The organism is Streptomyces sp. NBC_01723, assembly GCF_036246005.1.
Lineage (GTDB): Bacteria > Actinomycetota > Actinomycetes > Streptomycetales > Streptomycetaceae > Streptomyces.
Genome location: NZ_CP109171.1, coordinates 7,976,230 through 7,989,517, shown reverse-complemented (window position 1 = coordinate 7,989,517; position 13,288 = coordinate 7,976,230). Strand labels below are relative to the sequence as shown.

Genomic DNA, 13,288 nt, shown 5'->3' with positions numbered 1-13,288 from the left:
TGAACTACTGATGGCCTCGTGACACACCGCACTTCTGCCCCGACGCGTCCTCCGGATGCGGCGGACGGCGGTCGATCAGCCGGCGTCGGACCGTACGAGACCCAGTTCCTGGTTCATCGCCGCCAGGAAACGCACCACGACCGCCAGTTCGTCCTCGTCGAAGCGCGAGCGGGCCGACGCGGCGGCCTCGGCCAGCGGCCTGAAGTACGTGCGGGCCGCCGCCCGCGCTTCCGGCACGTAGTGCAGATGAACGACCCTGCGGTCGGCGCTCTCCCGGACCCGGCGCACGTGCCCCGCCCGCTCCAGCCGGTCCACGCACGCGGTCACCGCGCCCGAGGTGAGCCCTAGGTGCTCGCGCAGCCGGCCCGGCGTCATGGGCTCGGGCGAGTCGAGGATCGCCGCGAGCGCCTGCACGTCGGTGGCGTGCAGGCCCTGGCCGCCGGCGAAACCGTGCACGAGGCGGTTGATCTCGCCGTTCATCCGCCTCAGGTGCGAGGCGAGGACGTGCAGGTCACTCGCCTCGGGACCGGCCCCGGTCCCCCGTTCGTGCGCGTGCTGCCCGCGCTGGTTCGCTGTCGCCACGCGATCAGCGTATAGAAGGGTCAACCTGGGGACCCGCGCATCCATCACCGTGCGCCCGCGGGAAGTGATCACGTGACGACTGTCCCGTGAGAGACGGAGCCCCATGAGTGCAGAACGCGACCGCGCGAGCGGCGAAGGCCCGGGTGAGGGCGGCGGAACGAACCTGCGCTGCCTCGTCACCGGCGCCACCGGCTATGTCGGCGGGCGACTCGTGCCGGAGCTGCTGGGCGCCGGCCATCGGGTGCGGTGCCTGGCCCGCTCGCCCGAGAAGCTGCGCGACCACCCGTGGGCCGGCGAGGCCGAGGTGGTGCGCGGCGACGTCCTGGACGCCGACTCGGTGTCGCGGGCGATGGAGGGCGTCGACGTCGCCTACTACCTGGTGCACGCGCTGGGCAGCGGCGACGACTTCGAGGAGACGGACCGGCGCGCGGCGCGCACCTTCGCCGAGCGGGCCGAGGCGGCCGGCGTGCGGCGCATCGTCTATCTCGGCGGCCTGACCCCCTCCGACGTGCCGGAACGGGAACTCTCCCCGCACCTGCGCTCCCGCGCCGAGGTCGGCCGCATCCTCCTGGCCTCCGGTGTGCCCACGACCGTGCTGCGCGCCGCGATCGTCATCGGCTCCGGTTCGGCCTCCTTCGAGATGCTGCGCTACCTCACCGAGCGGCTGCCGGTGATGGTCACGCCCAGCTGGGTCCACACCCGCATCCAGCCGATCGCCGTCCGGGACGTGCTGCGCGCGCTCGTCGGCAGCGCGCGGATGCCGGCGGACGTGTCCCGCGCCTTCGACGTGGGCGGGCCGGACGTCCTGACCTACCGGGAGATGATGGTCCGCTACGCCGAGGTGGCACAGCTGCGCAAGCGCCTGATCGTCTCGGTGCCGATGCTGTCACCGGGCCTGTCCAGCCACTGGGTCGGCCTGATCACGCCCGTCCCCGCCTCGATCGCCCGCCCGCTCACCGAGTCGCTGCGGCACGAGGTGGTGTGCCGGGAGAACGACATCCTGAAGTACGTGCCCGCGCCGCCGGGCTGTCCGCTCGGCTTCGACGACGCGCTGCGGCTGGCCCTGCAACGCGTACGGGACGCCCAGGTCACCACCCGCTGGTCGTCCGCTTCGGTGCCCGGGGCGCCCAGCGACCCGCTGCCCACCGACCCCGACTGGGCGGGCGGCAGCCTCTACACCGACCACCGCACGCTGACCGTCGACGCCTCGCCCGCCGCGCTGTGGCGGGTCATCGAGGGGATCGGCGGCGACAACGGCTGGTACTCCTTCCCGCTGGCCTGGGCGGTACGGGGCTGGCTCGACCGGCTGGTCGGCGGGGTCGGCCTGCGCCGCGGCCGCCGGGACGCCGCGCGCCTGCGGGCCGGCGACTCGCTCGACTTCTGGCGGGTGGAGGAGATCGTCCCCGGCCGGCTGCTGCGGCTGCGCGCCGAGATGCGGCTGCCGGGCCTGGCCTGGCTGGAGATGTACGCCGACACCGACGACGAGGGCCGGACGCGGTACCGCCAGCGGGCGCTGTTCCATCCGCACGGGCTGGCCGGGCACGCCTACTGGTGGAGCGTGTGGGCCTTCCACGCCGCGGTGTTCGGCGGCATGGCCCGCAACATCGCCCGGGCCGCCACCCGTGGCCCGGCGGCCCGATGAGACCGCCGGGCGTCGCCCCCGCCCGGTCCGGCGGCCCGACCCCCCTGCGAGGAGCGTCATGACCACGTCGGTCGTCCTGTTCACCCGCGACCTGAGGCTGCACGACCATCCGCCGCTGCGCGCGGCCCTCGACGGGTCCGCGGCCGTCGTACCGCTGTTCGTCCGCGACCGGGCCGTCGACGCGGCCGGATTCGCCGCGCCCAACCGGCTCGCCTTCCTCGCCGACTGCCTGCGCGACCTGGACGCGGGGCTGCGGGAGCGGGGCGGGCGGCTGATCGTCCGCTCCGGCGACCTGGTCGAGGAGGTGTGCTCGGTGGCCGGCGAGGCGGGGGCCGACGAGGTGCACATGGCGGCCGACGTCAGCGGGCACGCCCACCGGCGCGAGGAGCTGCTCCGGGACGCCCTCGGGGCGCGGGGCTGCCGACTGCACGTGCACGACGCGGTGACGACCGTGCTGGCGCCGGGGGCGGTCACGCCGGCCTCCTCCGACCACTTCGCCGTCTTCACGCCGTACTTCCGGCGCTGGAGCGAGTGCTCCGTCCGGGACGCGCTGGCCGCGCCCCGCAAGGTCCGGGTCCCGGACGGCGTCGACTCGGAGCCGCTGCCGAGCCGAAGCGACCTCACGGGACTGTCCCCGGGGCTGTCGGCCGGCGGCGAGGAGGAGGCCAGGAAACGTCTGACGGCCTGGCTGCGCGACGGCATCACCGGCTACGCGGAGCGGCACGACGACCTGGCCGGTGACGACACCTCGCGCCTCTCCCCGCACCTGCACTTCGGTGCCCTCTCCCCCGTCGAGCTGGTGCACCGCGCCCGCGACAAGGGCGGTGCCGGCGCCGAGGCGTTCGTGCGGCAGGTCGCCTGGCGGGACTTCCACGCCCAGGTGCTGTCCGCGCGGCCGCATGCCTCGACGGCCGACTACCGCACCCGGCACGACCACTGGCGCACCGGTGCCCGGGCCGACGAGGACATCGCCGCCTGGAAGGACGGGCGCACGGGCTACCCGGTCGTCGACGCGGCCATGCGCCAGTTGCGCCACGAGGGCTGGATGCACAACCGGGCCCGGCTGCTGACCGCCAGCTTCCTCACCAAGACGCTCTACATCGACTGGCGGGTGGGCGCCCGGCACTTCCTGGACCTGCTCGTGGACGGCGACGTGGCCAACAACCAGCTCAACTGGCAGTGGACCGCCGGTACCGGCACGGACACCCGCCCGCACCGCGTCCTCAACCCCACGGCCCAGGCACGGCGCTTCGACCCGGACGGGGCGTACGTGCGGCGGTGGGTGCCCGAACTGGCGGGTCTGGAGGGGCGGTTGGTCCACGAGCCGTGGCGGCTGACGGGCCGGGAGCGCGCGAAGTACGACGCCTACCCGGACCCGGTCGTCGACCTCGCCGAGGGCCTGGACCGCTTCAAACGGGCCCGCGGACGCGACTGAACGACAGCGCGGACACTTTCAGCGGTCAGCCGTTGCCGTCAGCCGTGAGGCAGCCGTCAGGTGGGAGGGGCATCGGGGCCGGCCGTGTGGTCCGGGTGGTTCCGGGTGCGGCGGGCCTCCTTCAGCTCCGCCTCGTACAGGTGGTCGCGGCCCTCGGCGAGCCGGTCCACGGCCTCGCGCTCCAGGTCCCTGAACGGCTCGTAGTAGGTCCGGTCGTACGCCTCGACGACCTGGAACGTCCAGTGGCCGGGGATGACGTTGCGGCCCAGGATCTCCGTGCGGACCCGTTCCGCCCACTCCGGGTGCCCGGCGGCGCGCAGGAGTTCGACGGCGCGGTCCAGCTCGAAGTCGGCCGAGCCGGTCAGCTGGTGGAAGGCGAACAGGTGCCCGCGGGCGCACTCGGTCGTCTCCAGGGCCTTGGACAGGGAGCCCAGCGCCTCCACGGTCTCGTCACTGACGCCCTCGGGGCGCCGGTGCGCATCTCCCATCGGGTGTGTCTCCTTCCGGCGGGCGCGACGGCGTGTCACGCGAGGGGGTCGTGGCCCCAGTTCATGAGCGAGTAGCGCCACCTGGACTCCTCGACGTCGCCCGACGGTCGCTGGGCCAGATGCCGGCGGACGTAGCCGACGACCTTGCGCATGTGCTCGTAGTCGTCGTCCGAGAGGTCCTCCTTGTTCGTCCGCTGGATCCGCACGATCCGGCGGCCGGACGCGTGTCCGGTGGACTCGCCCCCGTCCTGGTGGTGACCGGCGTCCTGGGACTCGTCTGTCTCCAGCCACGCCTCCAGATCGGCCGGCGCCATGTTCACCAGCTCACGGAAGCCGTCCCGGATCTCCTGCAGCTCGTCACCGTCCATCTCGCCTCACTTCTTCTTCAGCGCCGACGGCTTGTGCACCGCCGATCCGCCCGACTTGTCGCTGCGGACCTTGTACTGCGGGTCGTCGGGCGAAGCGTCCACCGTGCGGCCCGCGGCCTCCGTGCGCTTGGTGATCTTCTTCTCCACCTCGCCCTCGGCCCGGGAGCCGTGGCTGCTCCAGGTGACCTTGTCGCCCTTCTCCAGGTCCTCGCCCTTGCCCCGGTTCCTCGCCATGGCGCCACTCCTTCGTCCGCAGGCCCCCTCCGCTTCCCCACCTGGGTTCCCAGCCGGGGGCGGGCCACTCGGGAGACGACCCGTTCAGCGGCGGAACTATCCTGGTCGCGGCCCGGGCACCGCCGTCCGGAGCCCCTCTCCTCGCCGCCGTCGTTCCAGGAGCAGCCCGTTGAACACCAGCACCGCGACCCCGGACAGCTACTACGAGCGGATCGACGAGCACCGCTACAAGCCCACCTCGCGCGCCGGCGGGGCGTGGAGCGCGGACGAGCAGCACTTCAGTCCGCTCGGCGGACTGATCGTGCACGCCGTCGACCGCCACCTGGCCGGGCGGGAGGGTGCGGCCATGTCCCTGAGCCGGATCAGCTTCGACATCCTCGGCCGCCCGGCGCTGGACGAGTGCGAGATACGGGTGGAGACCGTCCGCCCCGGCCGCACCATAGAACTGGTCGAGGCGACCGTGCTCATCGCGGGCCGGTCCGTGACCCGGGCCAGGGCGTGGCTGCTGGCCGACGTGGACACCGGTGCCGTGGCGGGCGGCGGCGCGGACCGGCTCGCCGCGCCGGAGACCCTCGCCCCCTGGCCCATGGACACCGCGTGGCCCGGCGGATACATCGCCTCCCTGGACGTGCGCCCCGTGGCACCGCCGCTCCCGGGCCGTACCACCGCCTGGGTCTCCACCGGCCTCGACCTGGTCGCCGGGGAGACGGCGAGCCCGCTGGCCTCCTACGTCACCCTGGTGGACACCGCCAACGGCATCGCCGTACGGCAGTCGCCGAGGGAGTGGATGTTCCCGAACGTCGACCTGACCCTGCACCTGCACCGCGCGCCCCGCGGCCCCTGGACCGGCCTGGACACCACCGTCGTCTTCGGCCCCACCGGCCAGGGCATCACCAGCACCGTGCTGCACGACGTCGACGGCCCCGTGGGCCACGCGCAGCAGATGCTGACCGTCCGCCCACTGGGGTGAGCCGCCGGCGGCGGAGCGCGGGGACGGTCACGAGGGTGTGAGGACCAGCCGCCCCCGCACCTCCCCGGCCTCCAGCCGGCGGTGGGCCTCCGCCGTCATCGACAACGGCAGCCGATCGGCGACACGCGGCCGCCACGGCGTCTCCGTGAGTACGCCCACGACTCCCTCGGCCGCCTCGGCGAGGTCGGCGGTCGTGGCGTTGCTGATGGCGAAGCCCACGATGCTCGCGTCCCTGGTGTAGAGCCGGCTCACCGGCAGCGGGGAGGGCCCGCCGCCCAGCCCCACCATCGCGACCAGCCGTCCGCCCATGGCCAGCGATTCCACGGCGTCGGCGAGCACTCCGTGCCCCGACGTGTCGAGGTGGACGTCGTAACCGTCGGGCGCCGCCCGGCGCACCCGCTCGGCGAGGTCGGGCGACCGGTGGTCGAGGACCTCGGCGGCGCCCAGCTCCCGGACCGACGGCGCGTCCTCGGCACGTGCCGAGGCGACCACCCGGGCCCCGGCGCGGGCGGCCAGCGCCACCGCCGCGCCGCCGACGTTCCCGGCGCCGCCGCCGACGTACACGGTCTGGCCCGCCCGCAGCCGTCCGTGCCGGAACAGCGCCAGCCAGGCGGAGGCCGCCGGGTGGGCGGCGGCCACGAGGTGTTCGGCGGCGATGCCGGGCGGCGCCGCGTAGAGGCGTTCGGCGGCGACCGCCGCGTACTCGGCGAAGGAGCCCTGCCGGCCCGCGTGGCCCAGGCTGTTGCACCACACGCGCTGCCCGGGGGTGAAGCCCGCCGCGCCGGAACCGGCCAGGGCGACCTCGCCCACCAGGTCGCGGCCGACGACGAAGGGCAGCGGCAGCGGTGTGGCGTAGGCGCCGGACCGTACGAAGGTGTCGACGGGGTCGACCGCCACGGCCGACACCCGCACGAGCACGTCGGTGGGTCCCACCGGCGGCACCGGGAGGGGGCCGTGGCGGATGGCGTCGGCCGGACCGACGGCGTCGATGTACGCCGCCCGCATCACGTCGAGGACTGTGCCGTTCATGACGTCATGCTACGAACCGTCCCCTCCCGTCGCAGCCCGCCGGGGCGGCGGCGAAGCCGGCGTCCGCGGCGCGTCGGCCCCCAGGGTTTGAGGACCGAGATCACCGTCATGAAGACGTAGGCGGACAGTGAGACGACCGGCCCGAACAGCACGTCCCCGGCGTCCGGCAGTGACTCGCCCGCGGCGACGGCGGTGAACGCCGCGTTCACGCCGGGACGCAACGCGAAGACCGTGGCGGTCGTTGTGGCCAGGGTCAGCCAGAACTTGGTGAACACCCACCGGTGCCGGGCCAGGCCCCACGCCGTGCCCAGGGCCAGCACCACTCCGCTGACCAGGGTGAGGACGGCGAGCGGCAGCAGCAGCCAGTCGGCGAACAGCTTCATGCCGCGGACACCGGCCTCCACCGTGTCGGGGGACGCGGTGGCGGCCGCGGTCAGTCCGAGGGCCAGCAGCCCGAGGGTGAGCCCGAGCCAGCCGGCGGAGGCGACGACGTGGACGACTAGGAGGGCCCGGCGTGCGGGTCGGCTGAGTTTCACCCCACCCACGCTGCCGGGGCCCGGGCGCGAAGACGTCCGGCGACGGGAGTAACCGCGGCTACTGAGCCGGGCGTAGACGGCGGGGTCCGCGGTGCCTCGGCCGGAGCAGCCGGAAACGCGGGGTTGCCTGTGAATTAACGGCAGACCGCGGAATGCGGAATGCCGCGATATCTCGATCGAATTCCGTCGGAATACCACTCCATCCGTACCTGACCGCACATCTGCATCTCTATGCTGATCACGCTTCGCCGAAAGGGTGCGGAGAAATTCTGGGGGGGGATCTCGTATCCCTGTGACGAAAACCGAGGAATTCCTGTGAGACGTACGACCTCTGTCCTGCTGTCCCTGAGCGCCCTGGTGGCGGCGTCCGCACTGGCCGCTCCCGCGGCTGCGGCCGCACCGGTGGGCGACCGGCCGGCCGCCGCGCCCGCCGGCTGGGAGGCGGTGGACGCGTCCGCGCTGGCGCGCATCACCGACGACGCGGACGCCCGACGGGCCCCGCTCGCCGCCGGAGACAGCGCCTCGGCGGCGGCCGCGGAGCCCGAACTGCTGGCCGTGCAGTCGGTCCGCAACAACCGCTTCGTGGCGACCGAGGCGAGCTACCCCGCCCCGAACACCGGCGTGCAGCGCGCCCGCTCCGCCGAATTCGGCGGTTCGTGGGAGAGCTTCGCCTTCGAGTGGGACGAGGCCACCCAGACCTACGCGCTGCGGTCCCTCGCGAACAACCGCTACGTGGCGGTGGAGAAGAACTACACCGGCAACGCGCGGAACGTCCTGCGCGCCCGTTCCACGAGCGTGGGCGGCTGGGAGCGGTTCGTCCTCTTCTACAACGAGGGCCTTGACCGCTACGCGCTTCAGTCCACGCTGAACGGGCTCTTCGTCACCATGGAGAACGGCTACACCGGTTCGCTCCAGTACGCGCTGCGCGCCCGCTCCGCCGAGATCACGGGTTCGTGGGAGGAGTTCGTCCTGTACGACATCGGCGCCTGAGGCAGGCGTCCGTCCGGCCGCGTCAGGGCCGGGCGGGCGCCTTCCAGTCCTCGTCGGTGAGGTCCAGCAGCGCCTCGATCGTGGCCGCGTCGGGCAGGGGCCCGTGGTCCCCGACCACGCGCAGCGCGGACGCCGCCGTGATGTGGCCGAGGCGCAGGGCCCGGGTCAGGCCGGCGCCTCGCCACAGTCCGGCGAGGAATCCGGCGGCGAACGCGTCTCCCGCGCCCACCGGTTCGACGACGTCCGTCCTCAGGGCGGGCACCGCGCACGCCCCGTCCTCGGTGAACGCGGTCGCGCCCCGCCCGCCGTCCTTGACGACGAGGACGCGAGGGCCGCTCAGCAGCCCGCGGACATCGGCGGCGGTCAGCCCGGCGCCCCACAGGTCCTGTGCCTCGTCGAGGCCGACGAAGGTGATGTCGGCGCGGTCGGCCAGGCCGCGGAGTACCGAGGGAGCGGTGTCCGGCGGCCACAGCGCGGCGCGGTGGTTGACGTCGAAACTGACCGCGTGGGGACGCTCCGCACGCGGCGCGTGCAGCGCCCGTTCCACCAGGGCCCGGCAGGACCCGGACAGTGCCGGGGTGACGCCGGTCAGGTGCAGGAGGGCGGCCCCGCCGAGCCGGTCGTCGTCCAGGACGCCGGGGCCCAGGGCGGAGGCCGCCGAGCCCTGCCGGTAGTAGTGCACGCGGGTACCCTCGGCGCCCGGGTCCTTCAGCAGCAGGCCGGTCGGCCGGGCCGGGTCGGTCCGCACGCCCGAGACGTCCACGCCCGCCTTCCCCACGGCCGCCCGCACCCGTCGGCCGAGCGCGTCGTCCCCGACGGCCGACAGCCAGGAGACGGGCAGCCCGTGGTCGGCGAGGTACATGGCGACGTTCGACTCGGCACCCGCCACCGAGAGACGCACGGACTCGGCGCTGTCCAGGGTGTCGGACGGGGCGGGCGACACGGCCGCCATGGTCTCCCCCACGCAGACCACGGGACCCGGTGCGGGACGCCGGGGGCTCACGGCGCTCATGTCCGCGCCCCCGACGCCGTGACCCGGGGCGCGGGACGGCCGGCGACCGGTGCCACCGCTTGGGGGGTGCAGGGCGACTGGGCCGGTGTCCGCGTCGGCGCGCCGCCCGGGCCGGGTGCGCCGGTCACGGCCGGGCCTCCCGGACGGCGGCGCGGAAGGCGCGGGCGCGGGCGCGGAGGTCGTCGAGGCTGCCGCCGTCCGCGGCGTCGCCGATCAGCGGGGAGCCGACGCCGACGGCGGTGGCGCCGGCCGCCAGATGGGCGCGGGCGGCCACCTCGTCGACACCGCCGACGGGCACGAGCGGTTCGTGCGGGAAGGGACCGCGCAGCGCCTTGACGTAGTCGGGACCGCCGGCCTGGGCGGCCGGGAAGATCTTCAGTGCCGTGGCGCCGAGGGTGCGTGCCGTGAGGATGTCGGTGGGCGTCATGACGCCGGCCAGCACGGGCATGCCCAGCTCGCGGGCGGCGGGGACGCCCTCGCCCAGACCGGGGGTGACGGCGAAGTCGGCGCCGGCCCGGTGGGCGGCCCGCGCGTCGTCGGCGGTGAGGACCGTGCCGGCGCCCAGCGGCCGGTCGGGGCCGAGAGCCTCCCTGGCGCGCTCGATGACCCGGAGGGCGTCCTCGCCGGTCAGTGACACCTCGATGAGGTCCACGCCCTCCTCGGCCAGGGTCAGTACGGTGCGCAGCGCGGCGTCGGCGTCGGCTCCGCGCACGATGGCGACGAGTCGGTGGGCGGCCAGGGCCGCTCGCAGATCCACAGGAGGTCTCCTTCTCAGAGTGTTACGGGTCGGGCGTCGCGCAGCGGCGGCCGTCGGCCAGGGTAGGGCGCCGCCGGAGCGCGCCGGGGGCCGGGACCCCGGTCGCGTGATCGGACCTCACCACTCGGCGAACGATCCGTCGGCGTGCCGCCACACCGGGTTGCGCCAGGCGTGCCCGTCGCGGTCGGCGGCGCGTACGGCCTTCTCGTCGATGTCGATGCCCAGGCCGGGCGCGTCGCTGCGGGGCGCGTGGCCGTCCTCGAAGCGGAAGGGCTCGGTGTCCACGAGGTAGGTCAGCAGGTCGGCGCTCTTGTTGTAGTGGATGCCCCGGCTCTGTTCCTGGATGAGGAAGTTCGGCGTCGCGAAGGCGACCTGGAGGCTGGCGGCGAGGGCGATCGGGCCGAGCGGGCAGTGCGGGGCGAGCAGGGCGCCGTAGGTGTCGGCGAGCGAGGCGATGCGGTGCACCTCGGAGATGCCGCCGGCGTGCGAGAGGTCGGGCTGGGCGACGGCGACGCCCGCGGCGAGCACGGGCAGGAACTCGCTCCGGCCGTAGAGGCGTTCGCCGGTGGCGAGGGGGATGTCGGTGGCCGCGGCGAGCCGGGACAGCAGGTGGCTCTGCTCGGGGACGACCGGTTCCTCGACGAACAGCGGGTGCAGCGGCGCGAGTTCCGCCAGGACCCGGCGGGAGCTCGCGGCGGTGAAGCGGCCGTGGAAGTCGACGGCGACGTCGCGGTCCGGTCCGAGGGCCTCGCGGGCGGCGGCCACCCGGTCGACGACGGCCGCGGTCTCGGCGGGGGTCGTCAGGGGTGAGACGGCTCCGGCGCCGTTCATCTTCACCGCGGTGAAGCCGGCCTCCACCTGGGCGGCGATCTGCTCGGCGAGCGCGGCGGGCTCGTCGCCGCCGACCCAGGCGTAGACCCGGACCCGCTCGCGCACGGGGCCGCCCAGCAGGGCGTGCACGGGTGCCCCGTAGGTCTTGCCGGCGATGTCCCACAGGGCCTGGTCGAGGCCGGCGACGGCGCTCGACAGGACGGGGCCGCCGCGGTAGAAGCCGCCCTTGGTGAGGATCTGCCAGTGGTCCTGGATGCGCAGGGGATCCTTGCCGATCAGTTGCTCGGCGAGGACGTCGACGGCGGCGCGGACGACCTCGGCGCGGCCCTCGACGACGGGTTCGCCCCAGCCGACCACGCCGTCGTCGGTTTCGACGCGGCAGAACAGCCAGCGCGGCGGGACCAGGAACGTCTCGATGCGGGTGATCTTCACTTAGTGGGGCTGCCTTTCCGTGTGGCCGGCGTTGCCGGTAACGCCTGTGCTGTCGGGGTCGCGCAGGTCATCGGGGTTGCCGATGCGCTCCTGGTCGCGGCCGGCCTGATCGAGCAGGGCTCGCATGGCCGCCTCCGCCGCCCGCGGGTCGCGGTCGCGGACGGCGTCCAGGACCGCCCGGTGGGCCGGTACCGGGTCGCCGCTGTGCGGGGAGCTGTGCACGATGCGGTCGCGGTGCGCGAGCCCGGACGAGATCACCATCTCCATGCGTTCGAGGAGTTCGTTGTGGGTGGCGGCGAGCAGGGCGCGGTGGAACGCGAGGTCGGCCGCCACGGCGCGGGCCGGGTCGGGGTCCTCCTCCCCCATCGCGGCCAACGCGGCGTCCAGCGCGGCGAGGTCGTCGTCGGTGCGGCGGCCGGCGGCGAGGCGGACGGCGGCCGGTTCCACGATGGCCCGCACCTCGGCGAGGTCGCGCAGCAGTGCGAGGTCGGAGCCGGCGCTGCCGCCGCCCTCGAACTGCCAGCGCAGGACGTCGGCGTCGAGCAGGTTCCAGTCGGCGCGGGAGCGGACGAAGGTGCCGCGCTTCTGCCGGGCGTCGACCATGCCCTTGGCGGCCAGCACCTTCAGCGACTCGCGCAGCGCGGTCAGGCTCACGTCCAGCTCGCTCTGGAGCGCGACCAGGTCGAGCGTGGCCCCCTCGGGGATCCGTCCGCCCAGGATGCGGCGGGCGAGGGCTTCCACGGTCTGGCCGTGTACGCCGCGGCGGGCGTAGGGCGTCATGTCGTACGGCCTCTCCGGTACGGGGCGGGGTCAGGTGCTCGTCGACGGTGGCCCCGATTATTACTAAATTAATCAGAGAGTGCGACAGTAACTCCATCCGGTTGCAGGCAGGCGCCACGTTTTGCCCCATTCCTCCCGGTAACCCGTCTGGAGGACATCCAGATGCGACGAGGTGAGAACCATGCTGGTGCTGGGTCTCCTGCTGATGGCGGGCACCGCCGCCTTCACAGGCCTGCTGATCGCGGACAACCTGTCCGGCGGTCCGGACTACACGGTGGCCCTGATGGGGACCGAGCCCTTCACGATCAGCACGCTGGGGGCGTTCCTCGGGGGTATCGCGCTGACCCTGATCTTCGGCCTGGGCATGTGGATGCTGCTGGCCGGGACGGTGCTGGCCCGCCACCGCAGCAAGAAGCGCCGCACGGACCGGCTGGCCGCCCGGCAGGCCTACGCGGAGCGCGACGAACTCGCCGGCCGCCTGGAGGGCCAGGACGCCGGCGCCGCCCCCACGGCCGAGCCTGCGGGGCATCGCCGGCCGTCCCTCCACCGGCCGGGGTGGCTCCGGCCGCACGGCCACTGACCTCGGTGCGCCGCGGCGACCGATTCACGCATGCGGCGTCGGCCGGTAGACCAGCTCCTGGATGTGGCCGTCGAGCGTTCGCCGGTCGATCAGTTCGAGATCGAAGTCGTCCGCGCCCTGGAAGACCGGGTCGAGCCCGCTCTTCCCCGTGATCACCGGGAACAGCGTCACCTGGACGCGGTCGACGAGGCCGGCGGCCATCAGGGCCCGGTTCATCGACAGGCTGCCGTGGGAGCGCAACGGCACCTCCGACTCCTCCTTGAGCCGGGCGACGACGTCGACGGCGTCACCGCCGGCGATGGTCGCGTCCGGCCAGTCGAGGGGCCCCTCCAGCGTGGTCGACACCACGGTCGTCGGCAGGTTCCGCATCCGGGTGACCCAGGGGTCACGCACGTCGGACCCCTCGGTGCTCTCGGCCAGCATCTGGGCGAACGCCCGGTACGTGTTGGCCCCGAAGACCATCCGCTGCTCCTCGTCGTACAGCGCGAGGCGGTGGTCGAGGAGCTCGGGGCCCTGCTTGCCCCAGTAACCGGTCCAGTCGCCCCCGGCGGCACCGAAGCCGTCGAGGCTGGAGAAGACGTCGAACGTGTATGTGGTGGTCATGATCGGCTCCTGAACTGCG

The 13,288-nt window shown here is 74.0% G+C and carries 16 protein-coding genes; 5 read left to right on the top strand and 11 right to left on the bottom strand.

What is annotated here, in order from left to right; all coding sequences use genetic code 11:
• Positions 1-75: 75 nt before the first annotated feature.
• Positions 76-582, bottom strand: coding sequence for a MarR family winged helix-turn-helix transcriptional regulator (locus OIE75_RS37090; protein WP_307016678.1), 507 nt, complete (start codon positions 580-582; stop codon positions 76-78).
• 103 nt (positions 583-685) lie between these two features.
• Between OIE75_RS37090 and OIE75_RS37085 the strand changes: the two genes are divergently transcribed.
• Positions 686-2,224 carry an SDR family oxidoreductase gene (locus OIE75_RS37085; RefSeq protein ID WP_329473542.1) on the top strand — a complete coding sequence of 513 codons (1,539 nt, stop codon included), beginning with the start codon at positions 686-688 and terminating at the stop codon, positions 2,222-2,224.
• Positions 2,225-2,282: 58 nt separating this feature from the next.
• Positions 2,283-3,659 carry a cryptochrome/photolyase family protein gene (locus OIE75_RS37080; RefSeq protein ID WP_329473541.1) on the top strand — a complete coding sequence of 459 codons (1,377 nt, stop codon included), beginning with the start codon at positions 2,283-2,285 and terminating at the stop codon, positions 3,657-3,659.
• Positions 3,660-3,715: 56 nt separating this feature from the next.
• Here the strand turns inward: OIE75_RS37080 and OIE75_RS37075 are convergent, their stop codons facing one another.
• Genes OIE75_RS37075 through OIE75_RS37065 form a run of 3 tightly spaced genes read right to left on the bottom strand, consistent with a single transcriptional unit; the run spans position 3,716 to position 4,749 of the window.
• The gene (locus OIE75_RS37075; RefSeq protein ID WP_307016675.1) at positions 3,716-4,147 is read right to left on the bottom strand and encodes a hypothetical protein; all 432 of its coding nucleotides are present in this window, start codon (positions 4,145-4,147) and stop codon (positions 3,716-3,718) included.
• A 35-nt stretch (positions 4,148-4,182) separates the two neighbouring features.
• Positions 4,183-4,515: a DUF3140 domain-containing protein gene (locus tag OIE75_RS37070; protein ID WP_234955734.1), complete on the bottom strand. Its 333-nt coding sequence runs from the start codon at positions 4,513-4,515 to the stop codon at positions 4,183-4,185.
• A gap of 6 nt (positions 4,516-4,521) precedes the next feature.
• Complete coding sequence (locus OIE75_RS37065; protein ID WP_307016674.1) at positions 4,522-4,749, bottom strand: DUF2945 domain-containing protein; 228 nt, start codon at positions 4,747-4,749, stop codon at positions 4,522-4,524.
• 169 nt (positions 4,750-4,918) lie between these two features.
• Here OIE75_RS37065 and OIE75_RS37060 point away from each other — a divergent pair, with 169 nt between their 5' ends.
• Positions 4,919-5,719 (top strand): thioesterase family protein, encoded by an 801-nt coding sequence (locus OIE75_RS37060; RefSeq protein WP_329473540.1) that lies wholly within the window; start codon positions 4,919-4,921, stop codon positions 5,717-5,719.
• Positions 5,720-5,746: 27 nt separating this feature from the next.
• Here OIE75_RS37060 and OIE75_RS37055 read toward each other — a convergent pair whose 3' ends face one another.
• Both OIE75_RS37055 and OIE75_RS37050 read right to left on the bottom strand, forming a co-directional pair.
• Positions 5,747-6,748: an NADPH:quinone reductase gene (locus OIE75_RS37055; protein ID WP_329473539.1), complete on the bottom strand. Its 1,002-nt coding sequence runs from the start codon at positions 6,746-6,748 to the stop codon at positions 5,747-5,749.
• Positions 6,745-7,284 carry a DUF2269 family protein gene (locus OIE75_RS37050; protein ID WP_307016670.1) on the bottom strand — a complete coding sequence of 180 codons (540 nt, stop codon included), beginning with the start codon at positions 7,282-7,284 and terminating at the stop codon, positions 6,745-6,747. The genes OIE75_RS37055 and OIE75_RS37050 overlap by 4 nt, the downstream gene beginning before the upstream one ends.
• 315 nt (positions 7,285-7,599) lie before the next feature.
• Between OIE75_RS37050 and OIE75_RS37045 the strand changes: the two genes are divergently transcribed.
• Positions 7,600-8,274 (top strand): fascin domain-containing protein, encoded by a 675-nt coding sequence (locus OIE75_RS37045; RefSeq protein WP_329473538.1) that lies wholly within the window; start codon positions 7,600-7,602, stop codon positions 8,272-8,274.
• Between the two features lie 22 nt (positions 8,275-8,296).
• Here OIE75_RS37045 and OIE75_RS37040 read toward each other — a convergent pair whose 3' ends face one another.
• The 4 genes from OIE75_RS37040 to OIE75_RS37025 all read right to left on the bottom strand — a co-directional run bounded on the left by OIE75_RS37040 (position 8,297) and on the right by OIE75_RS37025 (position 12,086).
• A complete protein-coding gene (locus tag OIE75_RS37040) occupies positions 8,297-9,286 on the bottom strand; it encodes a sugar kinase (RefSeq protein ID WP_329473537.1) in 990 nt (329 codons plus the stop codon).
• 124 nt (positions 9,287-9,410) lie between these two features.
• A complete protein-coding gene (locus OIE75_RS37035; protein WP_307016667.1) occupies positions 9,411-10,043 on the bottom strand; it encodes a bifunctional 4-hydroxy-2-oxoglutarate aldolase/2-dehydro-3-deoxy-phosphogluconate aldolase in 633 nt (210 codons plus the stop codon).
• A 117-nt stretch (positions 10,044-10,160) separates the two neighbouring features.
• On the bottom strand, positions 10,161-11,306 hold the full coding sequence (gene dgoD, locus OIE75_RS37030; protein WP_329473536.1) for a galactonate dehydratase: 1,146 nt from the start codon (positions 11,304-11,306) through the stop codon (positions 10,161-10,163).
• Positions 11,307-12,086: a FadR/GntR family transcriptional regulator gene (locus OIE75_RS37025; RefSeq protein ID WP_307016666.1), complete on the bottom strand. Its 780-nt coding sequence runs from the start codon at positions 12,084-12,086 to the stop codon at positions 11,307-11,309.
• Positions 12,087-12,267: 181 nt separating this feature from the next.
• On the opposite strand from OIE75_RS37025, the gene OIE75_RS37020 reads away from it, so the two are divergent.
• Entirely contained in the window at positions 12,268-12,666 is a 399-nt protein-coding gene (locus OIE75_RS37020) for a hypothetical protein (RefSeq protein ID WP_307016665.1), read from the top strand.
• Between the two features lie 24 nt (positions 12,667-12,690).
• Here OIE75_RS37020 and OIE75_RS37015 read toward each other — a convergent pair whose 3' ends face one another.
• Positions 12,691-13,269: a dihydrofolate reductase family protein gene (locus OIE75_RS37015; RefSeq protein ID WP_307016664.1), complete on the bottom strand. Its 579-nt coding sequence runs from the start codon at positions 13,267-13,269 to the stop codon at positions 12,691-12,693.
• Positions 13,270-13,288: the final 19 nt, after the last annotated feature.

Bases quoted from the DNA above. Each gene is read 5' to 3' on its own strand.
- OIE75_RS37085 (WP_329473542.1), top strand. From the start codon at position 686: ATGAGTGCAGAACGCGACCGCGCGAGCGGCGAAGGCCCGGGTGAGGGC.
- OIE75_RS37080 (WP_329473541.1), top strand. From the start codon at position 2,283: ATGACCACGTCGGTCGTCCTGTTCACCCGCGACCTGAGGCTGCACGAC.
- OIE75_RS37075 (WP_307016675.1), bottom strand. From the start codon at position 4,147: ATGGGAGATGCGCACCGGCGCCCCGAGGGCGTCAGTGACGAGACCGTG.
- OIE75_RS37070 (WP_234955734.1), bottom strand. From the start codon at position 4,515: ATGGACGGTGACGAGCTGCAGGAGATCCGGGACGGCTTCCGTGAGCTG.
- OIE75_RS37065 (WP_307016674.1), bottom strand. From the start codon at position 4,749: ATGGCGAGGAACCGGGGCAAGGGCGAGGACCTGGAGAAGGGCGACAAG.
- OIE75_RS37055 (WP_329473539.1), bottom strand. From the start codon at position 6,748: ATGAACGGCACAGTCCTCGACGTGATGCGGGCGGCGTACATCGACGCC.
- OIE75_RS37040 (WP_329473537.1), bottom strand. From the start codon at position 9,286: ATGAGCGCCGTGAGCCCCCGGCGTCCCGCACCGGGTCCCGTGGTCTGC.
- OIE75_RS37025 (WP_307016666.1), bottom strand. From the start codon at position 12,086: ATGACGCCCTACGCCCGCCGCGGCGTACACGGCCAGACCGTGGAAGCC.
- OIE75_RS37020 (WP_307016665.1), top strand. From the start codon at position 12,268: ATGCTGGTGCTGGGTCTCCTGCTGATGGCGGGCACCGCCGCCTTCACA.
- OIE75_RS37015 (WP_307016664.1), bottom strand. From the start codon at position 13,269: ATGACCACCACATACACGTTCGACGTCTTCTCCAGCCTCGACGGCTTC.